Origin of the sequence: Methanobacterium congolense (assembly GCF_900095295.1) — an archaeon.
Lineage (GTDB): Archaea > Methanobacteriota > Methanobacteria > Methanobacteriales > Methanobacteriaceae > Methanobacterium_C > Methanobacterium_C congolense.
Genome location: NZ_LT607756.1, coordinates 187,385 through 211,728 on the forward strand (window position 1 = coordinate 187,385; position 24,344 = coordinate 211,728).

Here is a 24,344-nt window from a genome sequence, read left to right on the forward strand (position 1 = left end):
TTTGAATTTAAGGGTTCAAGAACTTTTATAATATCTTTAAATTCTATATGTCCCATTTTACATGACTTTATTCTTATTTTTACTCCTTTTAATTCAGTATTTTTAACCAATCCTCCAGTGTTGTGTTTTAATTTTTAAACCATCCCTTAATAAAATTGATATCATAACTATTAATAGATGCTTTTACATAGGTAAAGTGTTTAAAAAATCTAAAATCTTTCAGGAGGCCAAAAATGCCAATGCAACACGTGGATGGTGAAAATAAAGGAAAATTTGTTCTTTATGCTTTAAGCACATGTGGATGGTGTAAAAAGACCAGAATGCTGCTTGAAGACCTTGGAGTGGAGTACAACTATATCTACGTTGATCTTGAAGAGGGAGAGGAACGTTCCAATGCAGTGGAAGAGATCAAAAAATGGAACTCACAGCTCTCATTCCCAACCCTCATCATAAACGATGAACGATGTATAGTGGGCTTCGATGAGGAGGGAATAAGGGAGGCAGCAGGATGAGTCCTGAAGAGGTTTCTGATGCAGAGGTTGATGCATTCTACACCAAGGTTAAAGAGGATGCTGAAGCCTATGGATACCACCTCAACCCAGACGTTGGATTTGCAAAGGAGCTCTTGAAGAACATACTCGTAAATGAGAAGAGGTACGGCTACGGGGCATGTCCATGCCGCCTTGCATCTGGAAAGAAGGAGGACGACCTAGATCTCATCTGCCCATGCGACTACAGGGATCCTGACCTCAACGAGTACGGGGCCTGCTACTGTGGACTCTACGTTACAAAGGAAATACTTGAGGGCAAGAAAAAGCTCACATCAATTCCTGAAAGACGTCCAGGGCCTGAAGAAAGAGTGAGGATGAAATCAACATCTTTCAATGCACTCTTAACCCCTTCACTGCCTGTTTGGAGGTGTAAAGTTTGTGGTTACCTCTGTGCAAGGGAAGAACCACCAGAATCCTGTCCAATATGTAAGGTTGGGAAGGAACGCTTCGAAAGATTCATGTGAATTAAAATAGGAATTAATTCCTCTAAAACATTTAAACACTTTAAAATCCATTTTTTTTTAATTAATCCTATTTTTAGAGGGAATTTTCACTTTTCAATTCAGCTTTCAAAGTTTAAATACTTGTTTCAATCAAGTCATATAACGATGTTATTTTGAAGCTTCACCTTCCTAAACAGAACATTTATAATTAATAATAATTACTATTACTACTATTACTAATATTGAGCATCAGTTATGGTGGGGCTAAATAACTGGTAAATAGGGACTACCAATTTAGGGGATAGAATGAATATCAATGATATGTTTGAACTTTATGAAGATATTAAAACTGATATGAAGTTTTTTACAAGTTCTGATGTTAGAATAAAGATATTGATGAGCTTAAATGATGGTCCTAAAAATCTTGCGGATCTTCGAAACGATATCCACCTCAGCTCATCAACCATACTCCATGGAATGAGCCAGCTTCAGGGAAAAAACATTATACTGAGGGATTCAGGCAATTATTGTCTCTCACAGTTGGGGAAAATGGCTGTGAACAAACTCGTGGATATGATGGAGACCATCAATACAATAAAGACATGCAAGGACCTATTTCTGAATCATGAAGTGGACTGCATACCCAAGAACCTAATCAAGGATATTGGATACCTAAACAACTCCACCATTGTAACATCCACAACAACCGATGTAATGAAACCTCACAGGGTTCTTTCAGAGCTTCTGATGGATACAAGCAACATAAAATTTCTTTCACCAGTGTTTTACCCTAAAAATGCTGAGATGTTTATCAGAACCATTGAAAGGAATGGAGAACTTGATTTGGTAGTTACTTCAGCTGTTATGGATAAAATGGAGGAAACCATAGGCACAGAAAAACTCCAAAAATCTATTGCTTCAGGTAATGGGAGTCTAAGAATTGCAGGTAATGATTTAAAGATTTCACTTACCTTAGGTGATGAATTCCTTGCAATGGGCCTATTTTCAACCGATGGATCATACGACATCAACGTGTTTTTGATCAGCAAGGATGAGGAAGCTATTTCATGGGGTGAAAGACTTTTTAAACATTACAAATACATATACGAGGAATTTAATATTTGAAACGAGGCTAAGTTTTCAAGATAATTTTTAATTTGAAGTACTGAAACAGAAATAACCTGTTAACGTTATTCTTCATATTTAAGATAATATAACGAATTATAACATACTAAAAATAATTTTAGGATATTGAAAATCCTGTATTGAATGAAGATTTTTTATAGCTGATTTTTGATAATGATACTATAAATCACAATGGATTTATTTTAACCCACAATCTATTGTTAAAATCGAATCGATGTGCACTGAGGAGATCATGATCATGAATTCAAAGGATGGAATGAGGTACATGGAACTTGTGGATGTATACGAGAAGTTGGACTCCACAACCAAGAGGCTTGAAAAAACCACCATACTCGCGGATTTTTTCAGGAAAATAGGGGGAGAAGATCCGGAGCTTCTTCCAGTTGTTACACTGCTCTCCCTTGGAAGGGTTTTCCCAACATGGAGTGAGGAGGAACTTGGAATAGCATCAAAACTCCTTATGAATGCAATGGCACTGGTTGCAGGAGTTAGGCCTGAGGACGTTGAGGACATGATGCGGGATGCAGGGGATATTGGAACCGCTGCAGAACTACTTCTTGGTAAAAAAAAGCAGGCAACATTTTTCACAGTCCCCCTGACCATCCAGAAGGTTCACAGCAACCTCATGAAGATAGCAGATATTTCAGGAAACAGGTCCCAGTACAAGAAGATGGAGATATTACGGGAACTCTTCTCATCTGCATCCCCGGAGGAGGCCAAGTACATCACAAGAACAGTGCTTGAAGAGCTCAGGGTTGGAGTGGGTGAGGGAACCATAAAGGATGCCATTGCAGAAGCTTTCTCAGTTGAGAAAGGGGTAGTTGAAAGGGCGCACATGCTCACAAATGATCTTGGTCTTGTTTCAGAGGTTGCAAAGGAAGAAGGTGTTGAAGGACTTAAAAAACTCAGCCTCAAACCAGGAAAACCTGTCAAGCCAATGCTAGCACAGCTCTCTCCTGGGATCAGGGAGAGTGTTGAGGAGATGGGTTGGGCTCTCTGTGAAACCAAGTACGACGGTATAAGGGTTCAGATACACAGATCAGGGGATGAAGTTAACATATTCACCAGAAGACTTGAGAACATCTCCAATGCAGTTCCTGAAATCATTGAGTACATAGAAGAAGCATTGCCCCATGAGGATTTCATCGTTGAAGGTGAAATAATCGTTACAAAGGATGGTAAACCTATATCTTTCCAGTACATACTCCAGAGGGTCAGGAGGAAGTACGAAATCGAGAAGATGCGCGAACAGGTGCCACTGAAGCTCTACCTTTTTGACGTGCTGTACTACCATGGTCCTCAGATAGATACGCCCTTCGAGGACAGGCGTAAGATACTTGAATCCATGGTTGATGTAATGGAAGATAAGCTCCAGCTTTCCAATCAGGTGAAGGCCACACCTGAGGATATCTGGAGGGCTGAAGATCTCTTCACAGAATCACTGAAGGGGGGACATGAGGGTATAATGATCAAGGATCCCCATGCACCTTACATGCCGGGCATCCGAGGCAAGAAAATGCTCAAAAGAAAGGCAGAACCTGAAACCCTGGATCTGGTGGTTGTTGGTGGAACCTACGGTAAAGGTAAGAGAGCTCACTTCATAGGTTCATATCTGCTGGCAGTTCAGGATGAAAACAACGAACTGAAGACCATTGCACATGCAGCAACCGGTCTGGACGATCAGATGCTTCTGGAACTATCTGAGATGGTTGAACCCCTTATAACCAAGAAAACAGGCAGAAGGGTGGAGATAGTTCCATCCATCATCCTTGAGATTGCCTACAGTGAGATCGTTAAGAGCCCGGAGTACGAGAGTGGATACTCCTTGAGGTTCCCTGTTGTTAAGAGGGTAAGGGAAGATATAAGTATTGAGGATATTGACACGGTTGAACGTGTTGAATCGATGTTTAAAGATGTTCAAACGCTTTAAAATTATTTATATATGCTAATTTATACTATGCGGAGTGATAAAACACTTAAAAGGAATGTTTTCGGGTTTAAAAGGCTCCTATTGGCGGAATTTTTTGATTTTTTACTTTTTTTAACTTATTATCATTTATGTACTCTTTTTTCAATTTTTAAGGAGTTTTTGCTTGATCGTTTATCCCACAAATTTATTAAATATAAGTTTAATATTACTAAGGCTTTGATTGGCTTATTTCAATTTATTTGAGCTTCGTATATGCTGTACCATCACCATATTACTTTAAATTAGTTTTTATCTATTTTTTGATTTTATTTTATTAAAAAAATCCTCTGCAGGCTGGTGTTGATCCATATAAAAGAAATTGAAAATTGGGGATGGATAATTTTAAGTGTGATATTGGCCAAAGTATAGGCTGTATCAGGGGAAATAGGCGAAATTTCGGCCCTGCTAAAATCAGACTATTTTAGGATTGAAATAAGTCCTTTTTGTGTTGTGTTGTATGCTTTGTTTCTTGCTAAAATCAGACTATTTTGGGATTGAAATCTTCAATCTTTGTTTATTTTATTATTATTTTATTATGCTAAAATCAGACTATTTTAGGATTGAAATTAAAACACGATTTTGTCATTATAGAAATATTTGTCTAGCTAAAATCAGACTATTTTAGGATTGAAATAAAGTCTGGGCTGGAATTTTAGGTAGTATCTGTGAAGCTAAAATCAGACTATTTTAGGATTGAAATCAAATAGTGTGAAATTTTATTATTATGCTAGTGGTTGCTAAAATCAGACTATTTTAGGATTGAAATACTGTTTCAAGTGCAGATGCGTACTGTGTTGGTGTTGGCTAAAATCAGACTATTTTAGGATTGAAATCAAGTCAAGAGGAAACAGTACCCGTAGAGGCATGAAGCTAAAATCAGACTATTTTAGGATTGAAATTCTACCACGACTAAATCAATGAAAATAGGTAATTTGAAGCTAAAATCAGACTATTTTAGGATTGAAATTGATTATATAAGAAGTTCAAAAAACATAAACAAATTGCTAAAATCAGACTATTTTAGGATTGAAATATGACTGAAATCGGGTTTCGTAGGATGACTTGACTACGCTAAAATCAGACTATTTTAGGATTGAAATAATACGGCCTGGTAAACTTTTAATGTAATTGATTATAGCTAAAATCAGACTATTTTAGGATTGAAATCCTGTTGCGGTTTCAATCTTTCGGAGTATTTCAAGTGGCTAAAATCAGACTATTTTAGGATTGAAATCGGTTTACGTAAACAGTGGCTATTCCATCTTGGAATGCTAAAATCAGACTATTTTAGGATTGAAATTTTATTACTTCTGTAGTTAATTGTGTCCCCGTAGCGGGCTAAAATCAGACTATTTTAGGATTGAAATAGATTTTTTTTAAGTTGTTTCTGGTGGATCGCGGTTGGCTAAAATCAGACTATTTTAGGATTGAAATGGGGATGGGCCGGGGGTTTCCCTGGGGTGGTATTGGGGCTAAAATCAGACTATTTTAGGATTGAAATTTAATCACCTTTATGACTTTTATATATGATGTTCCTGGCTAAAATCAGACTATTTTAGGATTGAAATTCATCAAAATTATCAGAACTGTAATAAAGGTTGTTTGCTAAAATCAGACTATTTTAGGATTGAAATGAGCAGCAAAGGGAGATGAAGTAGTAATATATGCCTACTAAGATCAGACTATTTTAGGATTGAAATAATTATCAGCAAAATGCAAAGCCACAGCTTCAGGAGGCTAAAATCAGACTATTTTAGGATTGAAATTTTATAACGACATCTTTACTCTGTCCAGCAGCTATGGGCTGAAATCAGACTATTTTAGGATTGAAATTTTATAACGACATCTTTACTCTGTCCAGCAGCTATGGGCTGAAATCAGACTATTTTAGGAGAAATTTGTAAAATATCCTTATAAAATAACTTTTTTTTCAATATGAAATCATTTTCATTGGATTCACACATTTTTAATTATTAAAAATATTTTTTGAATTATTCTGATTTTAGATGCTCAAAGTTGTGGGTGCACTCCTCAATTCACATCATACTAAACATTATTAATACTAAACATGATATAATTAATAATAATTTTGTGATGTGATAAGAAATACATTAAAAAAAGCATTAAAAATAGCTCCTTAAAAAATAAAGATTCTAAAAACCTCTGAAATTGAATTTAAAGTGTATTAATGGTGGTGAAGCTGTGGAGGATCATCAGATATTCAGGTTGGCCCTTGCAACGTCTATAATAGGACTCCTGGGAATGGTAGTATTTGCAGGGCAGATAATGCCCAGGGAAGTTAAAATAAGTCAGATAGACAGGGGAATGCTGGATGAGGATGTTACAGTTGAGGGGGTTGTTCAGGAGGTTGGTAAATCAAAAACCAGCAACACCTACTTCCTTAAGGTAATGGATGGTACGGGCGAGATAACCCTGGTGATATTCGACAGTTCTGCAACCGATATAGAAAAGGGAAATCTAACCATTCAGGGAATGGATAAAAGGAGGATAAATGCAGTTGGAACCGTGAGTGAGTATCGGGGCAGTATGGAGATCATACTCAAGGATGCCAAGTCATTGAGGATAGTTTCATGATCTGCTATCAGGATCCCAAAAATGAGTTGTCTACTTAGATTTTGTTTATTGGGATTAATACTTAAATTTTAAGGTATTAATTATTATTTTTGAGTTTTTAGGAGCTTTAACATGCTTTTATAAATATTAACACTTTTGATAGTTGTAAAAGGAGATTTTTAATGGTGAAAATTGTAATGTCTTTTGTTTTATTTGTTTAATCTTTTAGTATTAGTATTTTGGATGTTTTGTTTGTTTGGTGGGGTTTTTTTTAGGTTATTTATTTGTTATATTTGATTTTTTCGCGTTTTTCTTTTTGGTTCGTTATATTTTCGCGTATTTTCTGAGTGTACGTTTTGGGAGGTGGATTTCGGATAATTTGGGTTTTTATGGTAATTTTATGACGAAGTATTATGCTGATTTTTTTAAGGCTTCTACGGAGGGTGATGTAAGTTATTTAGCTGAAATTACAGGTAAATATCTTGGTCTAAAGAATCATCAGACTATTGGTGCTATTTTAACAACTTTTGCAGGTGCATTCTCGATATATGGTGCTTATAATAAGTTAGTTGACGTTAAAAAGTGGGTTACTGGTTTGCAGATAAAAAAGACAGTAAAGTATAAGGTGGATTCTGTTAAAAAAGCTGTTAAGTCCAATCGTGTAGTTAAGGCCTCTAAAATAATATTAAAGAATACTTGGAAATCTGCTAAGCCTTATGTTAAGAGGGGTGCTAGAAAATTTATTGGGAAAGTTGAAAAGGTTTCTAAATATATTAAAAGTAATCTTGTAATCCAGAAGATGAAATCTACGGTGAAATGGGTGTTGAAAAAGCCTATTGTTAAAAAAATTTTAAACACTAAAACCGCTAAAAGGGTAATCAAAACTGGAAAACAAATAATAAACACTGGAAAATCATTATGGAATGGATTAAAAAAATGGGCATTCAAATAAATAATTTAGAGGTTATATAATGGTTTATGATATGAAAGGGATAAAAAAGGTGCAGGGTAAGATTTTAAAAGAATTTAGTAGTGTTAATGGATTGCAGGGGGTTGTGGAAAAAGTAATTAGCCTTTTAGGTTCGGAAAGGTATGGTTTATGGTGCTAGTGGGGCGGGTGAGGCTTTGGGTGAGAGACAGCCTTTTGATGTTTTGTTGGAGAGGTATGCTCAGAATAGGTATGCAGTTACGGTTCTCAGCGATCATCCTCTTTATGTGGCTTCTTTGACGGGTGTTATAATTTCAACGCATTTTCTTGCAATTACAGGTATTATTGGTTTTGTGAATTATGCATATAAAAAGGATAAAATCACCCTTAAAGACTTGGACAAACAATACAAAATCTTAGAACGTTTAATGTGGTTTGGATGGTTTTGATATTGTTGATTCGTATGATGTGCCTGATGAGAGTTTTTATTATAAACTTCGGGGTGTTAAATGGGATAAAAGGGCTAAAAAGTTGTTTAAAAGATTATCCACATTAAAATTTGAGGTGAGTTTTGAAAAATTTAGATCTGATACCACTTCTTTTGGGACTGGTGAGGATTTTGCTTTGACTTTCCTTGCAGCCTGCAACTGTGTAAACCATGAAAGAGATAGAATTAACCTTGAAGACGTTATCATGGCCTATAAAACTTATTTGAAACTGATTGACACTGATATTAGTAGTTTGTGATGTGGTTTTTATGGGTTGGAGGAATTTTGTAGGTTTTTGGTGGCAGCTGTTTCCTTTGTTTGTGTGGCTGTGTTAGTTATCGAAGCGTTACTATCTTTAATGGGTTACTCTTCATCTGAGGGCACAGCTCACCATCCATTAATACGCCTTTTAGGATGGATAATTGGAGCAATAGTTGCCGTAGGATTATACAACCTAATTAAAGGCCCAAAACCTGAAGGAGAAGAAGTTAAGAATAAAACCCCAGTGACAAGTGACAAGATCTCCATGAAACTTGAAGAAAAACGTGACATAGGGAAGAAATGACCTTTTTATGTGATAATCGCTCGTTGAACATCTTTTTAGTTTTATTAAGTCATTATCTATAGTTGAAATAGTTAGCAAATGCATGGAATTGGATTAAATTTACTAAAGAGGGGAAGATAATGGTTTCACAGAGGGATATGTTTAATTTGAGTGGGGATGAGATTGCTGAGAAGGAAATAGTTAAACTGGTTGATGTATTTGATGTTGAGGGTTTGGAGGATATGGCTGAAGGTTTGAGAGGCTTGGGTAGTGGCGTTCATAAGACGTTCTATGAGGCTTATCTGTTAGGAAGGAATCTTTTTGAGGATGCTGCTGAGTTGTCTGTAGATGAGAAACGTGATGATGATCTTTTAACGTTGGCTTATCAGAATTTAAGTTCTAAACATTTTTTTCTCGCTAAAAAAGGATTTAATTACTTTTACACATTTTTCTGAAATATTTGAATTCATCTTTCCTATTTATTATGTTTATTTAGGCAGAAAATTGGGACACAATGATGTAAAAAGGATTTATGATACTAAAATTTATGAACGTTTAATATTTTTCTTGGATAATTTTGATACAAATAGCCCTGAAGTCATGACTCCTACTGCAGAATATTTCCAAAAACTCAAAAAAGTCCAGTGGGCTGATAAAGAGACTCAAAAGTTATTTAAACTAACTGACGAGATACGTTTGTATGGTACTGGAGGTAGACATGCATCTAATCTTAAATTAATTGATTTTCAAGTTCGAGAGAGCATGTTCCTTTTATCCCTTGCAGGCTGCAATGCCATTAATAACAAAAGAGATAAAATAACCCTAGAAGATATTGTAAAAACACATAAAACATATTTCAAATTATTAAAAACTAATTTACCAGCCTTAGTTGATAATTTAAGTGATATACAATGATATGGACTGTTGTTATGGTTTCACAGAGAGATATGTTCAAATTGAATGATCAACAAATGTTAAAGAAGTATTCTGGGCTTCTGCTGGATGAATTTGACGTTGAGGGTTTGGAAGATGTTATTAATGGTTTGAAGAGTTTGAAAAGTGAAAGTTTTCATGAAAGATTGTTTGAGGATTATTTGTTAGGTTCGAATATTTTTGAGGGTGGTGCTGAGTTAACTGTGGATGAGAAACGTGATAACGATCTTCTGGTTTTAGGATATCAAAATTTAAGTTACAAACGCCTATTCTCCATTAAACGGGATTTGATAAGTTTTACTGAGTTTAGTGAGATTTCTGATCTCTTATTACCATTGTATCATATGTGTCTTGGGCGTAAACTTACTCATGGTGATGTTAAGGCTTTTTATGATGCTCGTATTGATGAAAGACTGGTTTTCTTGTTGGATAAATTTGACGAACCTCTAAATGTTCCAGAGCCAACTCCTGAGTTTTTTAAGAAACTTAAAAAGCTACAATGGCAGGATAAAAAAACAAAAAAATTCCATGAAAATTTAAAAGAATTGCTGGTGTATGCAACTAGTGGAAAGCACGTGGATTTAAAATTGGTAAATTTTCAGGTTAGAGAATTCAATTTCACACTTTCCCTTATGGCATGTAGTGCAGTGGTTGATAGTCGTGATAGGATTAACTTGGATGATGTTGTTAGGGCTTATAGGACGTATTTGAAGTTGTTGAAAACTGATTTGCCTGATTTAGTTGATAATTTGAGCAATATAAAATGAGGATGGATGTTGTTATGGTTTCACAGAGGGATAAATTTACTTTAAGTGATCATGGCACGGTTGAGAAGTATTCTGGGCTTTTGTTGGATGAATTTGACGTTGAGGGTTTAAAGGAAGTTGTTAGTGGTTTGAAGAGTTTGGAAAGTGAAGGTTTTCATGAAAGATTTTTTGAGGCGTATTTGGTGCGTTTGGAGATTTCTGTGCCTGGTGCTGAGTTGTCTGTGGATGAGAAGCGCAATGATGATATGTTGACGTTGGCTTATCAAAATTTGAATCGTAATCATTTTTTCTCTTTAAAAAAGGATCTGATACTTTTTGAACACTTTTCAGAGATTTCCGCGTTTTTGTTGCCGTTGTATTATATGTGTCTTGGGCGTAAATTTACTCATGGTGATGTTAAGGCTTTTTATGATGCTCGTATTGATGAAAGACTGGTTTTCTTGTTGGATGAATTTGACGAACCTCTAAATGTTCCAAAACCAACCCCTGAGTTTTTTAAGAAACTTAAAAAGCTGCAATGGCAGGATAAAAAAACAAAAAAACTCTACGATAACTTAAGAGAATTACTGGTATATGCGGGTAAAGGTTTTCATATTGATAATAAATTGATGGATTTCCAAGTAAGAGAACGAATTTTTTTACTTTCTCTTATGGCGTGTAGTGCGGTGGTTGGTGGTCGTGATAGGATTAACTTGGATGATGTTGTTAGGGCTTATAGGACGTATTTGAAGTTGTTGAAAACTGATTTACCTGCTTTGGTTGGGAAGTTAGGGGTTTAAATTTAGTTATTAAAAAATTAGTGTGTTGTGGGAGGTTTTTGTTTTGATGGTGGATGTTGTTGAGGGTGTTGTGTTGGCTTCTGTTTTTCGTCGTGTTTGTGCCTTTGTGTTGGATGTTCTTTTGTTGTTGATGTTTTTCGGATTTTTGTTCTTCATAGGTTTAGGGGCATCTGACCTGTTTGTAGGTATTGTTTTCCTGATAATCAGTACCCTGGTTATGTTGGTTTATTTTTCTTACTTTGAAGGACCTTCAGGTGGTAGTACTCCCGGTAAATATTATTTATCTTTGATGGTGGTGGATGAAAAGACCTTAAAACCTCCAAGTAAGATGCAAAGTGTCACAAGGAATCTTTTAAGGTTCGCTGATCTCCTACCCTACTTCATACCAGGTCTTCTAGGCCTAATTGTTATGTTGTGTTCCGATAAAAATCAAAGACTCGGAGACAAAACAGCAAAAACCATAGTCATCCAAAAAAAAGCCCAAATAAAATCCGAATATTAATAAATTTGGATCTGGAGCCTCTTCTTTCTGGACTGGTGAGAACTTTGTTTTAACTTTCCTTGCAGCCTGCAACTGTGTAAACCATGAAAGAGATAAATTAACTGGGATTACGTTGTAAAGACCCATAAAACCTATTGAAATTGATTGATACAGATATTTGTGATGTATCCAGCAGCTTGGTAGGTTTCACTCCTTTTTAGATCAACAGAATCTTAAATTAACTAATCCAGATAAATTATCCCCAGAAACTCATTTAGATCCCTTAATATCCAACGTATAACCCTTTATATCCTCGAGGATGTCCTTTGCATAGTAGGAAGCGAAGATGATCCCCAGCGCAGTTACAAGCCAGAATGAAACCAGCCTATCCACAAGGGCAATACTGCCGCTTAAAGCTCCAGAAACACCAAACAATACGAACAATCCTGTTAGGGATATTTCTATTGAGCCTATTCCTCCAGGTAATGCCGTAATAATTCCAATGAGGTTTGCAATCAGGAATATAACCACGATGGCTGTGAAGCTTATTTCAGTGTTGAATGCGTAGAAAACAACCAGGAGACGAACACATTCAAGAAGCCAGGAAGCTCCAGATAATAAGAACACCAGGGTCAAGTTTTTGAAGTTGCTGAAGGAGCGGGTGTACTCGATCATGTTCTTCAAACCACCTGTGAACTTGACGTACATGTTGTTGAGAACCTCCTCCCTTATGGGAAGTTTGCTGATTAGAGGATGTATCCTCTCGTAAAGCCAGATACTGGCATTCTCCCTCCAGTTGAAGATGTAAATCAAGAGAACCATGCCTAGGGAAACCAAACCTCCAATTATGGTGATCACACGCACCTTCGGCAGGAACAGGGATGATATCAACATGAGGCAGCCTGCTATTCCAACGTCGAAGAACCTTTCAGTTAAACCTGCTGAGAGACCCTCAGATAGGCTTATTCTATTGATTTTTTTTCCTGCAACTGCATTCAAAACCTCCCCTGCACTTCGGGCTGGGCTGAAATTTCCTGCAAAGAGTCCTATCGTTTTCACAACGTAGTTCTTCTTGAATTCAGTGGGCTGGCCTATTATGAAACCCCACCTCAGGGATCTGACCCCTATAACCACCAGATGAATGAAGGCCGCAAGTAGGATGAGCCATGGATTGGCAGTTTCAAGGGCATGGAGGATGTTGGATGGCCCCAACCATAAAACCAGGAGGATCAGGAGTATAAAACTCACAATCAGAACGTATAATTGTTTCAAGAAGTCACCCTACTCTTTATTTTCCTTAAGACAAGTTTCAGTATGAAGAAGATGTAATGCAGAACATTTATCCAGGTTATGTAGGATTTTTCATGCCCATATCTGCAGGATATTGGGGCCTCCCTTATCACCACGCCGTTTTCAGAGGCCCTGTGTATCATCTCAGATTCGTAAACATAATCATCGTAACCTATGTCCACGAATATTTCTGCAGCACCCTTTGATATTGCCCTGAAACCGCACTGGCTGTCTGTCAAGGTGTAACCTGTCACGTACTTTATAAGATTGGTTGTAATGGCATTTGAAACCTTCCTTTGAAGAGGCATGTTGTCAGGAATACCGCCAAGGAATCTGGAGCCTATAACAACTCCTGCGCCATCGATCTCTGCTGTTAATGCAGGTATGTATGATGGGTCGTGCTGTCCGTCACCATCCAGGATTACAAAAACATCGTAACCCCTTTCAAGGCCAAATTTAAGTCCGGTTTTTATGGCTGCACCCTTCCCAAGATTTTTCTCGTGATTAACAACCATTGCACCGGATTCTCTTGCCAGACGATTTGTTTTATCGTTGGAACCATCATCAACAACAAGAACATCTGAATATTTTAAAGCTTCCTTTGAAACATTTTTTATGTCAAGAGCCTCGTTGTAAGCAGGAATTATCGTTATTAATTTCATTTTAATTTTTCCATTAGTTAATTAATAGGTAGATAGTTGATACGATTGAAATCACTGTAATTAATACAAATTAAAAAATTTTAGTTAAGATATAATTTTACTCAACATATTATATGTTACAGTTTATGGAATTTTATTCAATAAAACTCTATTCAATAAATAGGCACCTTGAAATGAATTTATACTGAAAGGTACTAAAACTACATACACAATTAGCTTACACATCATAACTAGAAATTCAAGTTGTAAACCAAGTTTTATACTGATCTTTTTAGAATCCATATCAGGAAGTGAAAAATCATGAAACGATTATTCGGAACTTTTGGAGTTAGAAGAATTGCTAACCAAGAATTAACACCAGAATTTGCATCAAAACTTGCAGCTGCCTACGGAACACTTGTTAAGGGTAAGGTTGCTGTTGGTGGGGACACCAGAACATCCACAGTAATGATAAAACATGCAGTGATAGCAGGACTCCTCTCTTCAGGTTGTCAGGTGGTTGATCTTGGAGTATTACCCACCCCTGCAGTCCAATTTGCAGTTAGAAAATACTACGATGGTGGAGTGATGATAACAGCATCCCACAACCCACCAAAGTACAACGGAATAAAGTTCGTTGATGAATATGGAATAGGAATAGCAGAGGACATGGAAGAAAAGATAGAAGACATGTTCTTTGATGAAAACCCAGACAGGGTGGCATGGAACGAGATAGATGAAGTCCTTGAAAACAGTGGAATCATCGACGAGTACATAGAAAATGTCATAGAACGTGTTGATGCTGAAGCAATAGGATCTGCAAATCTCAAGGTCATAGTAGACTGTGGAAGCGGTGCAGCATGCTTCACAACACCATACCTCCTCAGAAAACTCGGATGTGAAGTCACAACCATGAACTGCCAGCCAGATGGATTTTTCCCCGGAAGAAACCCCGAACCAACTGCAGACAACCTTAAAGAACTCATAGATGTTGTTAAGGCCACAGGTGCAGACCTTGGAATAGCACACGACGGTGATGCAGACAGGACCATATGCATAGATGAAAATGGAGACTTCGTCTTTGGTGATAAAACCTTTGCACTGGTTGAAAAGCAGATGCTCAAACAGGCAGGTGGAGGAATTATAGTAACAACAGTTGCAACCTCCACAGCAATTTACGATATAGCAAAGGAGTACGGCGGTGAAGTTGTTGCAACAAAGGTTGGAGACTTAGTAGTTGCAAGGGAGCTTAAAAACAGGGATGGGCTCTTTGGTGGAGAAGAAAACGGGGGATTAATATTCCCAGATTTCGTTTACGGAAGGGATGCAGCCCTTTCAACAGCCAAGATAGTTGAAACAATTGCAAAGGAAGGCAAACCCCTATCAGAACTCATAGCTGAACTTCCTGCCTACTGTTCAGAGAAGATGAAGGTGGAATGTCCTGACGACCGTAAGGTTGAGGTTATGGAGAAGATAGCAGAGGCCACAAGTGAGCACGAGGTTGACACAACCGATGGTGTTAAGATATTCACAGAGGACGGATGGGTTATAATAAGACCATCTGGAACAGAACCAATCTTCAGATGCTTTGCAGAGGCCCAGAAACCTGAAGATGCCAGGAATATGGCTGAATGGGGAATATCTCTGGTTAAAGAACAGTTGAAGGGTTAAAAATAAAATTAACTCATTTTTCTACTTTTTAACTTTTAAATATTCCCTCTTTTTTCTACAGTATCCAATAAAAATCAATAAAATTGGTTATGAGTTCATTCATCGTAGAAACCGTAAAACTGGGAACAGTAATCACACATTGGGTACTTATCGTACTTGTAATGGCTGTAATCATCCTTGTTCATATCGAACTTCTTGTTGCAGAGGTAGCAGGTTTCGATTTTTTCAGGTTTCTCTACCTTTTCTTTGATGTTACTTGTTTTCTCATTCTCTTTTGCTTCGATTTCAATCACCATCAAATTCCTTTAAATCCAATTCCTCTAAGCCATGAATGTTTTTAATATTCATTATAACTTCTTTTATAAAATTGATGATTAAATATTCAAAAACTGTTGATTCAATTTATTCTGTTTTATTGGAAAATAAATTTATCTTAATAAAAAATTTATCCTAATAAAAACATAAGATTTGTTATGATAGTCAAGGGGAAACGAAGGAGAGTTGCGTGGGGAATAACAGGAAGTGGTGAGAAGATAGAGGAAACAGTTGAGATCATGGAGGAGATGAAGAGTGAGTACAGAAAAGAATTTGATATACGTGTCTACGTTTCCAAGGCTGGAGATCAGGTTCTCAAGTATTACAACCTTTCAAACACCCTTGAAACGATGTTCGACAAAACATGGACTGAAATAAATGCTAACGCACCATTTTTAGCTGGGCAGATACAGATGGGAAACTTTGAATTCCTGCTGCTTGCCCCTGCAACATCAAACACAGTTGCGAAGATATCCCTGCGTATAGCAGACACTCTCCTTACAAATGCAGCTATAATGGGCCAAAAAACTTCCACACCCATCTACGTAATGCCCACAGATTTTAGAGAGGGAATCACAACCACTAAACTGCCTAACGGCCGTGATCTGGAACTTAAAATAACACGTGAGGATGCTCAACACGTTAAAAACCTGCAGGATATGGAGAACACATTCGTGTTTGAGCATCCCAACGAGATTCCTGCAATATTCGAAAAGTACGTTGCTTCAGACTGATTTTTTTAGAAGCTGCAGCGTAACTCCAAACTTGTAGGTTCCCTCATTTTCTTCTTGTATATCTGAAATGCCCCTGAAGTAGTGCTGAATTTCCCCAGTACCTGCTATGTTCATGGTCAGAGGTTCCATGTCCATTACATTATCAAAGAATTCATACATGGGAGTTAAAGATTCCTTGGAACCCCTAAGGTTTATGGTCCATGTGCCCTGACCCCGGTCCTTAATGGATACGTATTCATCATCTACTTCAAGCTTGTATTCGGATTCTTTTTTATTTTCACGGCCTCTACAAAATATCACTGTTGATTCAACCATTTTTAAACCCTCACAATACCTTTCAACCATTCCAAGTTCATTCAAGGGATTCACATCCATTTTGAGATGTCCCCTAATGAAAACCATTGTGTAATATATTTGGAGCCGAAAGTATAAATTCTCTTGGATTGAAGGTGAAAATCCCCCAAATCCTAGAATTTGTAGCCTATGTTCCTCAGAAACTCCTGCCTTCCCTTGATATCCTCTTCATCTTCAATTGCAGCAGGTTTGAAACCATCAATAACTCCCATTATTCCCCTTCCCTGTTCTGTTTCAGCGATTATAACTTCAACTGGATTTGCAGTTGCACAGAAAAGGTTCACAACTTCAGGCACGCTTTTGATGCGCTGGATGATGTTCAGGGGGAATGCGTTCTTGAGGTAGATGATAAACGCATGTCCGCATGCAAGTTCAAGCATCTTTTCACGGGCTAGTTCAACCAGTTCAGGGTTGTTACCTGCCCATCTCACAAGGCAGTCACCTGAAGCTTCGCCAAATGCAATTCCAAATTCTGCCTGCGGCACGGTGTTAAAAATAGCCTCATAAATATCTTCAACAGTTTTTATAAAGTGGCTCTGTCCTAGTATGATGTTACACTCTGCTGGAACATCCACCTTAACCATCTTCAGTTTTAGATCCATTTAAAAACCTCCGTTACTATTTATGATCCTTGGAGTTAATTTAATTGTCAATCTATGTTGATTCATTTTACAAACTGATTTTTTTTAAACTGGTGGAATCTTAAAACTATTGAAACCCTCAATTGATGTGATGATCTAAACGATGGTTATATATATTAGAATCTGGAATAAATTGTCATTAACAATCATTACAATTTATACTTAAATAGGCACTGGTTTTTGAATTGAGGTTTCAAACCACAATACTTTCATGATTAAAAAAATATACTATGTACACCAAACACAAACCAGCAACCATGCTATTTAACGACATTCACAATCATTATTTTGAGATCAAATGAGGGTTTAAATGAACGAGAAAATGAAAGAAATTGCTCTGCGTATTTCAGAGTTAAGAGAACTTTCTGAAATCAGCCAGGAAGAAATGGCAGATCATCTTAAGATACCAGTAGAAATTTACATCGAGTACGAAGAGGGAATCTCAGACATTCCTGCAAGTATTCTTTACGAAATAGCCAACAAGTTGAACGTGGACATGGGACTTTTACTGACTGGTGAAGAAACAAGAATGCACATATTTGCTGTAACACGTAAGGGAAAGGGTGTGCGTGTTGAAAGACGAAAACAGTACAAGTACGAGAACCTGGCAGAGAAGTTCATCCATAAAAAGGCAGAGCCCTTTGTGGTAACTGTGGAGCCTAGAGAAGATGGTGAAAAACCTTCAACGAACTCACATCCGGGACAGGAGTTCAACTACATCATTGAAGGTTCCCTGAAGCTTTACATCCATGAAAACGAGATCGTGCTTGAAGAAGGGGACTCAGTGTTCTTTGATTCAACATATGAACATGCAATGGAAGCTTTGAACAATAAAACTGCGAAGTTCCTTGCAATAATATTGTAAATATCCCGTTGTGTAATATCGATACGTTAAAGGGGATAAAACTTATAAATTCATTAAAAATTCACTTAAAAGTGTTTAAAACTATGGATTTAACTTAGAACAATCGATTTAACTTAAAAAAATTTTTCCAATTAAATAAAAGGGCCTCTAATTATCTGTTAGGTTCTTAAAATTTCATCTAATTTCATTCAATAAACAGAAATTATAATGTGGTGTATTCATGTCATCTTTACTGAACAAATTCCTTCCAAAAACAGAATTCGAATCGTACGAAGATTTTAAGAGTAACTTCAAGGTGGAATACCTTGAAAACTTCAACTTCGCATTTGACGTTGTTGATGAGTACGCCGACAAGTACCCTGACAAAGTGGGGCTTGTCTGGTGTAACGATGATGAAGATAGGATCTTCACCTTCAAGGACCTTAAAGACTACAGTAACAAAACAGCCAACTTCCTAAGGGAATGTGGAATAAAAAAGGGAGACAGGGTAATCTTAACCCTTAAAAGCAGGTATGAGTTCTGGTTCTGCCTCCTGGCCCTGCACAAGTTAGGGGCAATAGCAATTCCTGCAACCCACATGCTGAAAACCAAGGACATAACCTACAGGATAGAGAATGCAGGTATCACCATGGCCATCTGCATAGAGGAAAACAACGTTCCAGACTACTTCGATAGGGCCCATGAAAAACTAGGGGACATCAAACTCCTGAAGGCATTCGTAGGCAGTGGGGAACGTGAGGGATGGTTCAACCTCCGTGAAGGTATTGAAAAAGCTTCACCAAAATTTGAAAGGCCAACTGGAGAAGATGGAACCAAGGCAGATGATCTCTCATTTGGACTGTTCTCATCAGGAACCACAGGACTTCCTAAAATGGTTAACCATAGCTACACCTACCCTCTTGGTCATATAATCACAGCAAAGTACTGGCAAAGAGTTATGGAAGACGGACTGCACTACACAGTTGCAGACACAGGATGGGGAAAAGCCCTATGGGGTCAGATCTACGGACAGTGGATTGCAGGAAGCGCAGTCTTCATCTACGACTACGACAGATTCGACGCTGCTCATATGTTGGATAAAGCATCGAAACATGGGGTAACAACCTTCTGTGCCCCACCAACCATCTACAGGTTCCTAATAAAGGAAGACCTCTCAGAGTACAACTTCTCAACCCTTAAATATGCAGTCACTGCAGGTGAACCATTGAACCCAGAGGTTTACAACCGTTTCTACGAGTTCACAGGTTTGAAACTGAGGGAGGGATTCGGTCAGACAGAAACTGTTGCTGCAATCGCCAACTTCCCATGGATCAAACCCAGACCAGGTTCAATGGGAAAACCATCCCCTGGTTACGAGTTGGTACTCCTTGACAAGGAAGAAAAACCCTGTGATGTGGGAGAAGAAGGAGAAATATGCTTCAAAATAGATAATGGCAGACCTTTGGGACTTTTCACAGGTTACTACCGCAACCCTGAGAAGACAAGGGAAGCCTGTCATGAAGGTTACTACCACACAGGAGACACGGCCTGGAAGGATGAAGATGGCTACTTCTGGTTCGTTGGACGTAACGATGATATAATCAAAAGTTCAGGTTACAGAATAGGGCCCTTCGAAGTGGAAAGTGCAGTGATATCCCATCCCTCCGTGCTTGAATGTGCAATAACAGGCGTGCCCCACCCAGTAAGGGGACAGGTTGTAAAGGCAACCATAGTACTTGCCAGGGGATATGAAGCATCAGAAGAACTTAAAAAAGAGATTCAAAACCATGTTAAAGGTGTTACAGCTCCCTACAAGTATCCACGTGTTGTTGAATTCGTTGATGAACTTCCAAAGACCATCAGCGGAAAGATAATGCGTGTGGAGATAAGGGCAAAGGACATGGAAAACCAGGGATGATCGTTCAGTGGATTAGGAGGTTACTTAACCCTTTAATTCCATTTTTAAGATTAAATGCTTATGAATGGTTAGATGGAACAACCCTTATCAAGTGACCTTTAATTATTTATTTTAATAAATTCATTGTGTGTTTGAAATAGGTTTTAACGTTATTCAGGCCAATTGAATAAAATTTAAAATTATTAAATTAATTTAAAAAAGAATTTAAACAACATTAGAATAAATAACAAGAATTCAAATAATATTAAAAAAAATAACTTAAATTACAGTAAAAAAATTCCTTAAAAACTAAAATCAACCAAAGAAGTTTGATATCATGTCTCGAAAGATTCAAAAAAAGGAGCCTTATCCTGTTATCAACGCCCTGGAATGCAAGGCATGTGGAAGATGTGTCTTAGCATGCAGAAGGGGTGTTTTAGAGATGAGTGATGACATCAATGAAAGAGGATACCGCTACGCAGTTTACAAGGGTGAAGGATGCACAGGATGTGGAGATTGTTACTACACCTGCCCAGAACCCCTTGCAATAGAGGTACACGTACCCAAGAAGGATAAAGAAAAGAATGAAGAAGAAGAGAAAGGGAGGGAAGCTAAATGGCAACGCAGCTCGTTAAGGGAAATACAGCCGTTATAATAGGGGCAATGTATGCAGGATGTGACTGCTACTTCGGATACCCCATAACACCAGCCACGGAGATCCTCCACGAAGCCTCAAAGTACTTCCCAATGGTGGGAAGAAAATTCGTTCAGGCAGAATCAGAGGAAGCAGCAATAAACATGGTTTACGGTGGAGCATCAACAGGCCACAGAGTCATGACAGCATCATCAGGTCCAGGTATAAGCTTAAAACAGGAAGGAATATCATTCCTTGCAGGAGCAGAACTCCCATGTGTTATAGTGGACATTGTAAGGGCAGGACCAGGCCTTGGAAACATAGGGCCTGAACAGGGAGACTACAACCAGATAGTCAAGGGAGGAGGACATGGAAACTACAAGAACATAGTCCTTGCACCTAACTCAGTCCAGGAGATGTGTGACTTCACAGCCAAGGCCTTTGACCTTGCAGAGAAATACCTCAACCCTGTGATAGTCCTTGCAGACGGAGTTCTCGGGCAGATGGTTGAGCCACTGCACTTCCCTGAAGAAGCAGTGAAACCCGGTATAGACACATCATGGGCTGTATGCGGTAACGCTGAAACCAAGGAAAACCTCGTAACTTCCATATTCCTTGACTTCGACCAGCTAGAGGATTTCAACTACAGGATCCAAGAGAAGTACGCTGAAATGGAAGCAAATGAGGTGGACTTCGAGGAGTACCAAATGGAGGATGCCGAGATCATCCTGGTTGCCTATGGAATAAGCAGTAGAATAGCAAGATCTGCAGTTGAACTTGCAAGAAGCCAGGGAATGAAGGTAGGACTCTTCAGACCCAAAACACTCTTCCCATTCCCAAAGGATGAACTTAAAAAAATAGCGGACGAACGTGAATGCACATTCATATCTGTTGAAATGAGCAACGGCCAGATGGCCGATGATATAAGACTTGCAGTGGGATGCAAACGTCCTGTGGAACTTGTGAACAGGATGGGTGGAAACCTCATGGACAGGGACAGTATAATGAACAGGATAATGGAAGCTGCAGGTAAAATTAAAGGAAGCACTGAAAACGATATTGGAGGAGGTGAGTAAAATGGCAGAAAACCAGGGAACAAACACCTCTGAGAGTGAAGACGTTACCATGAAAGTCATAGGAAAACCCAAATCCTTACTGGATGAATTCCCAAGGAAAGGGGGCAGTGCACCCACAGCAACCCACTACTGTCCAGGCTGCGGTCATGGAATCCTCCACAAACTCATAGGAGAGGCAATAGACGAACTTGGAATCCAGGACAGGGCAATAATGACCAGCCCAGTTGGCTGTGCAGTCTTCGCATATTACTACTTCGACTGTGGAAACGTTCAGACAGCACATGGAAGGGCACCAGCAGTAGGAACAGGAATATCAAGGGCAGAAGAGGACTCAATTGTCATGCTGTACCAGGGAGATGGGGACCTTGCATCCATAGGCCTGAACGAAACCATCCAGGCAGCAAACCGTGGGGAAAAAATGGCCGTATTCTTCATAAACAACACAGTCTATGGAATGACCGGTGGACAGATGGCACCAACAACCCTTATAGGTGAAAAAACAGTTACCTGCCAGAACGGAAGGGATCCAAGATTTGCAGGCTACCCACTCCACATGTGCGAGCTCCTTGACAACCTCAAAGCACCGGTATTCATAGAAAGGGTTTCACTTTCGGATCCATCCCACATAAGAAGGGCAAAAAGGGCGGTTAAAAAAGCCCTTGAGGTACAGAGGGACAAAAAAGGCTATGCATTCGTTGAAGTACTATCACCATGTCCAACCAACCTTAAACAGGATGCAGAAGGTGCAGAAAACTTCTTGAACGAGCAGATGGAAGTGGAGTTCCCACTTGCAAACTTCAGGGACAAGATCAAAGAATCTGAACCCCTATGCAGGGATGAAAGTGACTTCTCCAAGGAATCCCTTGACAAGATCTTCGATGTTGAGAGTGAGAGTGCACTGGAGGCACTGGATGATCCAGACTTTGAAACCAGAACAGTTAAGGTTTCAGGATTCGGAGGACAGGGAGTTCTCAGTATGGGACTCATAATTGCCCAGGCAGGATGCAACGCCCAGCGTCATGTTTCGTGGTACCCATCCTACGGACCAGAACAGCGTGGAGGAACATCCAACTGTACAGTGGTCATATCTGGGCAAACTGTGAGCTCACCAGTTGTTTACAGCTACGATGCCCTTGTGGCCCTCAACAGGCCGTCCCTTGAAAAATTCGCAGACAGGGTTAAAAAGGGGGGGGTCATACTCTATGATGTTGAAATAGGTGAATTTAAAGCTCCAGAAGGTGTTAGGGCAATAGGGGTCCCGGCCCTTGAAATTGCCAAAAAGGAAGGGGTTGCCAAAGCTGCAAACACTGCAATGCTTGGTGTTCTCATGAAAGTAGCATCCACAGACCTTTCAGAGGATGATTACAAGGATGCAGTAAAGCACACCTTCGCTAAAAAGCCAAAACTCGTCCCAATCAACATTAAAATACTTGAAGCTGGGGCAAAATGGGCAGAGGAAAATCTTTAACGATTTTTCTCTTTTAATTTCTATTTAACTCATTTTTTTCAGTTCATTTGAGATTTTTACTATTTAATTTTTATTATTTTAAACACTTATTTTTTATTTTTAAGAGTTTTTAAGCCCTTTTTAAAAAAATTATTCTTATCTAACCTACTTTTTTAATGTAATTATTTAAAGACAGTTCAAGACACGACATTTAATTCTATCAAAAAATTTAATTTTATCGAGACAATTTCTTTGTGAATGATCCTGTGTGGGACATGAACAATTTCTTATAGGATTCAGTCCATAAAAATTAATATCAAAATTTATGACACATTAAATGCATCGAAGGTCCAATCAGGGAGCTGTAATGAATCAGAGGAATTGAAATGGAAAAGATCAGAATTCTATCTTGGAACGTTAATGGAATACGGGCTGTGCACAAGAAAGGTTTTCGTGAATGGTTTGAAGAGGAAAAACCGGATATTCTGTGTGTGCAGGAGACCAAAGCCACGAGAAAACAGGTGCCACGTGATATAAGGGAATTCGATGGTTACCAGACCTATTTCGGCGAGGCAGAGAGGAAGGGTTACAGTGGAGTGGCCATCTACACACGCATAAAACCTGAAAAGGTTGAATACGGATTTGGAATCGATAAATTCGACCTTGAAGGAAGAACCATCATTGCAGACTACGGGGATTTTGTACTCTATAACGTTTACTTCCCCAACGGTAAGATGTCCAAGGAAAGGCTTCGCTACAAGATGGAATTCTACGATGCATTCCTTGAACATGCAGAAAAACTCAGGGCAGAGGGTAAAAACATAGTTGCCTGTGGAGACGTGAACACCGCCCACAAAGAGATCGACCTGGCCAGACCAAAGGAAAATGAAAAGATATCAGGTTTTCTGCCTGAGGAAAGGGCATGGATAGACAAATTCCTTGCCCAGGGCTATGCAGACACCCTCAGGGAGTTCAATGATGATGAGGGTCAGTACACCTGGTGGAGCTACAGGACAAGGGCAAGGGAGAGGAACGTTGGCTGGCGTCTTGACTACTTCTTTGTGAACAGGGAATTCATGCCCCACGTAAGCTCGGCGTTCATATTGCCTGAAGTTATGGGTTCAGATCACTGTCCTGTTGGTGTTGAAATCGAATTAAAGGATGAGTAAATTGAAGGATGAATAATTTTTAATGATT

The 24,344-nt window shown here is 38.6% G+C and carries 28 protein-coding genes and 1 CRISPR repeat array; of the genes, 23 read left to right on the forward strand and 5 right to left on the reverse strand.

Annotated elements, in window-relative coordinates:
• Nucleotides 1-233: 233 nt before the first annotated feature.
• The 15 genes from MCBB_RS00840 to MCBB_RS00905 all read left to right on the forward strand — a co-directional run bounded on the left by MCBB_RS00840 (nucleotide 234) and on the right by MCBB_RS00905 (nucleotide 11,624).
• Complete coding sequence (locus MCBB_RS00840; protein ID WP_071905833.1) at nucleotides 234-512, forward strand: glutaredoxin family protein; 279 nt, start codon at nucleotides 234-236, stop codon at nucleotides 510-512.
• On the forward strand, nucleotides 509-1,015 hold the full coding sequence (locus MCBB_RS00845) for a ferredoxin-thioredoxin reductase catalytic domain-containing protein (protein ID WP_071905834.1): 507 nt from the start codon (nucleotides 509-511) through the stop codon (nucleotides 1,013-1,015). Before MCBB_RS00840 ends, MCBB_RS00845 begins: the two co-directional genes overlap by 4 nt.
• 285 nt (nucleotides 1,016-1,300) lie before the next feature.
• A complete protein-coding gene (locus MCBB_RS00850; protein ID WP_071905835.1) occupies nucleotides 1,301-2,119 on the forward strand; it encodes a helix-turn-helix transcriptional regulator in 819 nt (272 codons plus the stop codon).
• 277 nt (nucleotides 2,120-2,396) lie between these two features.
• Entirely contained in the window at nucleotides 2,397-4,070 is a 1,674-nt protein-coding gene (locus MCBB_RS00855; RefSeq protein ID WP_071907941.1) for an ATP-dependent DNA ligase, read from the forward strand.
• A gap of 443 nt (nucleotides 4,071-4,513) precedes the next feature.
• Nucleotides 4,514-6,009: a CRISPR direct-repeat array (repeat unit 30 nt; unit sequence GCTAAAATCAGACTATTTTAGGATTGAAAT).
• A 302-nt stretch (nucleotides 6,010-6,311) separates the two neighbouring features.
• Nucleotides 6,312-6,704 (forward strand): OB-fold nucleic acid binding domain-containing protein, encoded by a 393-nt coding sequence (locus tag MCBB_RS00860; protein WP_071905836.1) that lies wholly within the window; start codon nucleotides 6,312-6,314, stop codon nucleotides 6,702-6,704.
• Nucleotides 6,705-7,083: 379 nt separating this feature from the next.
• Nucleotides 7,084-7,635, forward strand: coding sequence for a hypothetical protein (locus MCBB_RS00865; RefSeq protein ID WP_145975981.1), 552 nt, complete (start codon nucleotides 7,084-7,086; stop codon nucleotides 7,633-7,635).
• A 19-nt stretch (nucleotides 7,636-7,654) separates the two neighbouring features.
• Nucleotides 7,655-7,792: a hypothetical protein gene (locus tag MCBB_RS12020; protein WP_171899058.1), complete on the forward strand. Its 138-nt coding sequence runs from the start codon at nucleotides 7,655-7,657 to the stop codon at nucleotides 7,790-7,792.
• 16 nt (nucleotides 7,793-7,808) lie between these two features.
• Nucleotides 7,809-8,060 carry a hypothetical protein gene (locus MCBB_RS00870; RefSeq protein ID WP_145975982.1) on the forward strand — a complete coding sequence of 84 codons (252 nt, stop codon included), beginning with the start codon at nucleotides 7,809-7,811 and terminating at the stop codon, nucleotides 8,058-8,060.
• A complete protein-coding gene (locus MCBB_RS00875) occupies nucleotides 8,047-8,358 on the forward strand; it encodes a hypothetical protein (protein WP_071905839.1) in 312 nt (103 codons plus the stop codon). Before MCBB_RS00870 ends, MCBB_RS00875 begins: the two co-directional genes overlap by 14 nt.
• Nucleotides 8,359-8,394: 36 nt before the next feature.
• A complete protein-coding gene (locus MCBB_RS00880) occupies nucleotides 8,395-8,664 on the forward strand; it encodes a hypothetical protein (RefSeq protein ID WP_071905840.1) in 270 nt (89 codons plus the stop codon).
• A gap of 119 nt (nucleotides 8,665-8,783) precedes the next feature.
• Nucleotides 8,784-9,098, forward strand: a complete 315-nt coding sequence (locus MCBB_RS00885) for a hypothetical protein (protein ID WP_071905841.1) — start codon at nucleotides 8,784-8,786, stop codon at nucleotides 9,096-9,098.
• Nucleotides 9,099-9,243: 145 nt separating this feature from the next.
• Entirely contained in the window at nucleotides 9,244-9,558 is a 315-nt protein-coding gene (locus MCBB_RS00890) for a hypothetical protein (protein WP_171899059.1), read from the forward strand.
• Nucleotides 9,555-10,343, forward strand: a complete 789-nt coding sequence (locus MCBB_RS00895) for a hypothetical protein (protein ID WP_071905843.1) — start codon at nucleotides 9,555-9,557, stop codon at nucleotides 10,341-10,343. Before MCBB_RS00890 ends, MCBB_RS00895 begins: the two co-directional genes overlap by 4 nt.
• 2 nt (nucleotides 10,344-10,345) lie before the next feature.
• On the forward strand, nucleotides 10,346-11,122 hold the full coding sequence (locus tag MCBB_RS00900; RefSeq protein WP_171899060.1) for a hypothetical protein: 777 nt from the start codon (nucleotides 10,346-10,348) through the stop codon (nucleotides 11,120-11,122).
• A 46-nt stretch (nucleotides 11,123-11,168) separates the two neighbouring features.
• Nucleotides 11,169-11,624 carry an RDD family protein gene (locus MCBB_RS00905; RefSeq protein ID WP_071905845.1) on the forward strand — a complete coding sequence of 152 codons (456 nt, stop codon included), beginning with the start codon at nucleotides 11,169-11,171 and terminating at the stop codon, nucleotides 11,622-11,624.
• A 249-nt stretch (nucleotides 11,625-11,873) separates the two neighbouring features.
• Here MCBB_RS00905 and MCBB_RS00910 read toward each other — a convergent pair whose 3' ends face one another.
• Nucleotides 11,874-12,875, reverse strand: a complete 1,002-nt coding sequence (locus MCBB_RS00910) for a UPF0104 family protein (RefSeq protein WP_071905846.1) — start codon at nucleotides 12,873-12,875, stop codon at nucleotides 11,874-11,876.
• Nucleotides 12,872-13,555, reverse strand: a complete 684-nt coding sequence (locus tag MCBB_RS00915; RefSeq protein ID WP_071905847.1) for a glycosyltransferase family 2 protein — start codon at nucleotides 13,553-13,555, stop codon at nucleotides 12,872-12,874. Before MCBB_RS00915 ends, MCBB_RS00910 begins: the two co-directional genes overlap by 4 nt.
• A gap of 300 nt (nucleotides 13,556-13,855) precedes the next feature.
• Here MCBB_RS00915 and glmM point away from each other — a divergent pair, with 300 nt between their 5' ends.
• Complete coding sequence (gene glmM / locus MCBB_RS00920) at nucleotides 13,856-15,205, forward strand: phosphoglucosamine mutase (protein ID WP_071905848.1); 1,350 nt, start codon at nucleotides 13,856-13,858, stop codon at nucleotides 15,203-15,205.
• Between the two features lie 95 nt (nucleotides 15,206-15,300).
• On the opposite strand, the gene MCBB_RS00925 is transcribed toward glmM, so the two are convergent.
• Nucleotides 15,301-15,501, reverse strand: a complete 201-nt coding sequence (locus MCBB_RS00925) for a hypothetical protein (RefSeq protein WP_071905849.1) — start codon at nucleotides 15,499-15,501, stop codon at nucleotides 15,301-15,303.
• A 177-nt stretch (nucleotides 15,502-15,678) separates the two neighbouring features.
• Between MCBB_RS00925 and afpA the strand changes: the two genes are divergently transcribed.
• A complete protein-coding gene (gene afpA, locus MCBB_RS00930; protein ID WP_071905850.1) occupies nucleotides 15,679-16,254 on the forward strand; it encodes an archaeoflavoprotein AfpA in 576 nt (191 codons plus the stop codon).
• On the opposite strand, the gene MCBB_RS00935 is transcribed toward afpA, so the two are convergent.
• Both MCBB_RS00935 and MCBB_RS00940 read right to left on the reverse strand, forming a co-directional pair.
• The gene (locus MCBB_RS00935; RefSeq protein WP_145975986.1) at nucleotides 16,246-16,629 is read right to left on the reverse strand and encodes a hypothetical protein; all 384 of its coding nucleotides are present in this window, start codon (nucleotides 16,627-16,629) and stop codon (nucleotides 16,246-16,248) included. The two genes, afpA and MCBB_RS00935, sit on opposite strands and share 9 nt — an antisense overlap.
• Before the next feature lie 92 nt (nucleotides 16,630-16,721).
• Nucleotides 16,722-17,210: an adenosine-specific kinase gene (locus MCBB_RS00940; protein ID WP_071905852.1), complete on the reverse strand. Its 489-nt coding sequence runs from the start codon at nucleotides 17,208-17,210 to the stop codon at nucleotides 16,722-16,724.
• A gap of 349 nt (nucleotides 17,211-17,559) precedes the next feature.
• Here MCBB_RS00940 and MCBB_RS00945 point away from each other — a divergent pair, with 349 nt between their 5' ends.
• From MCBB_RS00945 to MCBB_RS00970, 6 genes are all read left to right on the forward strand, one after another.
• Entirely contained in the window at nucleotides 17,560-18,114 is a 555-nt protein-coding gene (locus MCBB_RS00945) for a helix-turn-helix domain-containing protein (RefSeq protein WP_071905853.1), read from the forward strand.
• A 220-nt stretch (nucleotides 18,115-18,334) separates the two neighbouring features.
• A complete protein-coding gene (locus tag MCBB_RS00950; protein ID WP_071905854.1) occupies nucleotides 18,335-20,011 on the forward strand; it encodes an AMP-binding protein in 1,677 nt (558 codons plus the stop codon).
• A 316-nt stretch (nucleotides 20,012-20,327) separates the two neighbouring features.
• Nucleotides 20,328-20,645, forward strand: a complete 318-nt coding sequence (locus MCBB_RS00955; RefSeq protein WP_071905855.1) for a 4Fe-4S dicluster domain-containing protein — start codon at nucleotides 20,328-20,330, stop codon at nucleotides 20,643-20,645.
• On the forward strand, nucleotides 20,606-21,700 hold the full coding sequence (locus MCBB_RS00960) for a 3-methyl-2-oxobutanoate dehydrogenase subunit VorB (protein WP_071905856.1): 1,095 nt from the start codon (nucleotides 20,606-20,608) through the stop codon (nucleotides 21,698-21,700). Before MCBB_RS00955 ends, MCBB_RS00960 begins: the two co-directional genes overlap by 40 nt.
• 1 nt (nucleotide 21,701) lies before the next feature.
• On the forward strand, nucleotides 21,702-23,168 hold the full coding sequence (locus tag MCBB_RS00965) for a 2-oxoacid:acceptor oxidoreductase family protein (protein ID WP_071905857.1): 1,467 nt from the start codon (nucleotides 21,702-21,704) through the stop codon (nucleotides 23,166-23,168).
• 365 nt (nucleotides 23,169-23,533) lie between these two features.
• Nucleotides 23,534-24,316: an exodeoxyribonuclease III gene (locus MCBB_RS00970; RefSeq protein WP_071905858.1), complete on the forward strand. Its 783-nt coding sequence runs from the start codon at nucleotides 23,534-23,536 to the stop codon at nucleotides 24,314-24,316.
• Nucleotides 24,317-24,344 lie beyond the last annotated feature (28 nt).

Coding starts and splice junctions, on each gene's coding strand:
- MCBB_RS00915 (WP_071905847.1), bottom strand. CDS start 13,555: ATGAAATTAATAACGATAATTCCTGCTTACAACGAGGCTCTTGACATA.
- MCBB_RS00955 (WP_071905855.1), top strand. CDS start 20,328: ATGTCTCGAAAGATTCAAAAAAAGGAGCCTTATCCTGTTATCAACGCC.
- MCBB_RS00950 (WP_071905854.1), top strand. CDS start 18,335: ATGTCATCTTTACTGAACAAATTCCTTCCAAAAACAGAATTCGAATCG.
- MCBB_RS00895 (WP_071905843.1), top strand. CDS start 9,555: ATGATATGGACTGTTGTTATGGTTTCACAGAGAGATATGTTCAAATTG.
- MCBB_RS00960 (WP_071905856.1), top strand. CDS start 20,606: ATGGCAACGCAGCTCGTTAAGGGAAATACAGCCGTTATAATAGGGGCA.
- MCBB_RS12020 (WP_171899058.1), top strand. CDS start 7,655: ATGGTTTATGATATGAAAGGGATAAAAAAGGTGCAGGGTAAGATTTTA.
- MCBB_RS00935 (WP_145975986.1), bottom strand. CDS start 16,629: ATGGATGTGAATCCCTTGAATGAACTTGGAATGGTTGAAAGGTATTGT.
- MCBB_RS00855 (WP_071907941.1), top strand. CDS start 2,397: ATGAGGTACATGGAACTTGTGGATGTATACGAGAAGTTGGACTCCACA.
- MCBB_RS00905 (WP_071905845.1), top strand. CDS start 11,169: ATGGTGGATGTTGTTGAGGGTGTTGTGTTGGCTTCTGTTTTTCGTCGT.
- MCBB_RS00945 (WP_071905853.1), top strand. CDS start 17,560: ATGAACGAGAAAATGAAAGAAATTGCTCTGCGTATTTCAGAGTTAAGA.
- MCBB_RS00845 (WP_071905834.1), top strand. CDS start 509: ATGAGTCCTGAAGAGGTTTCTGATGCAGAGGTTGATGCATTCTACACC.
- MCBB_RS00970 (WP_071905858.1), top strand. CDS start 23,534: ATGGAAAAGATCAGAATTCTATCTTGGAACGTTAATGGAATACGGGCT.
- MCBB_RS00925 (WP_071905849.1), bottom strand. CDS start 15,501: ATGGTGATTGAAATCGAAGCAAAAGAGAATGAGAAAACAAGTAACATC.
- MCBB_RS00850 (WP_071905835.1), top strand. CDS start 1,301: ATGAATATCAATGATATGTTTGAACTTTATGAAGATATTAAAACTGAT.
- MCBB_RS00900 (WP_171899060.1), top strand. CDS start 10,346: ATGGATGTTGTTATGGTTTCACAGAGGGATAAATTTACTTTAAGTGAT.
- MCBB_RS00885 (WP_071905841.1), top strand. CDS start 8,784: ATGGTTTCACAGAGGGATATGTTTAATTTGAGTGGGGATGAGATTGCT.
- MCBB_RS00940 (WP_071905852.1), bottom strand. CDS start 17,210: ATGGATCTAAAACTGAAGATGGTTAAGGTGGATGTTCCAGCAGAGTGT.
- glmM (WP_071905848.1), top strand. CDS start 13,856: ATGAAACGATTATTCGGAACTTTTGGAGTTAGAAGAATTGCTAACCAA.
- MCBB_RS00965 (WP_071905857.1), top strand. CDS start 21,702: ATGGCAGAAAACCAGGGAACAAACACCTCTGAGAGTGAAGACGTTACC.
- afpA (WP_071905850.1), top strand. CDS start 15,679: ATGATAGTCAAGGGGAAACGAAGGAGAGTTGCGTGGGGAATAACAGGA.
- MCBB_RS00865 (WP_145975981.1), top strand. CDS start 7,084: ATGACGAAGTATTATGCTGATTTTTTTAAGGCTTCTACGGAGGGTGAT.
- MCBB_RS00840 (WP_071905833.1), top strand. CDS start 234: ATGCCAATGCAACACGTGGATGGTGAAAATAAAGGAAAATTTGTTCTT.
- MCBB_RS00890 (WP_171899059.1), top strand. CDS start 9,244: ATGACTCCTACTGCAGAATATTTCCAAAAACTCAAAAAAGTCCAGTGG.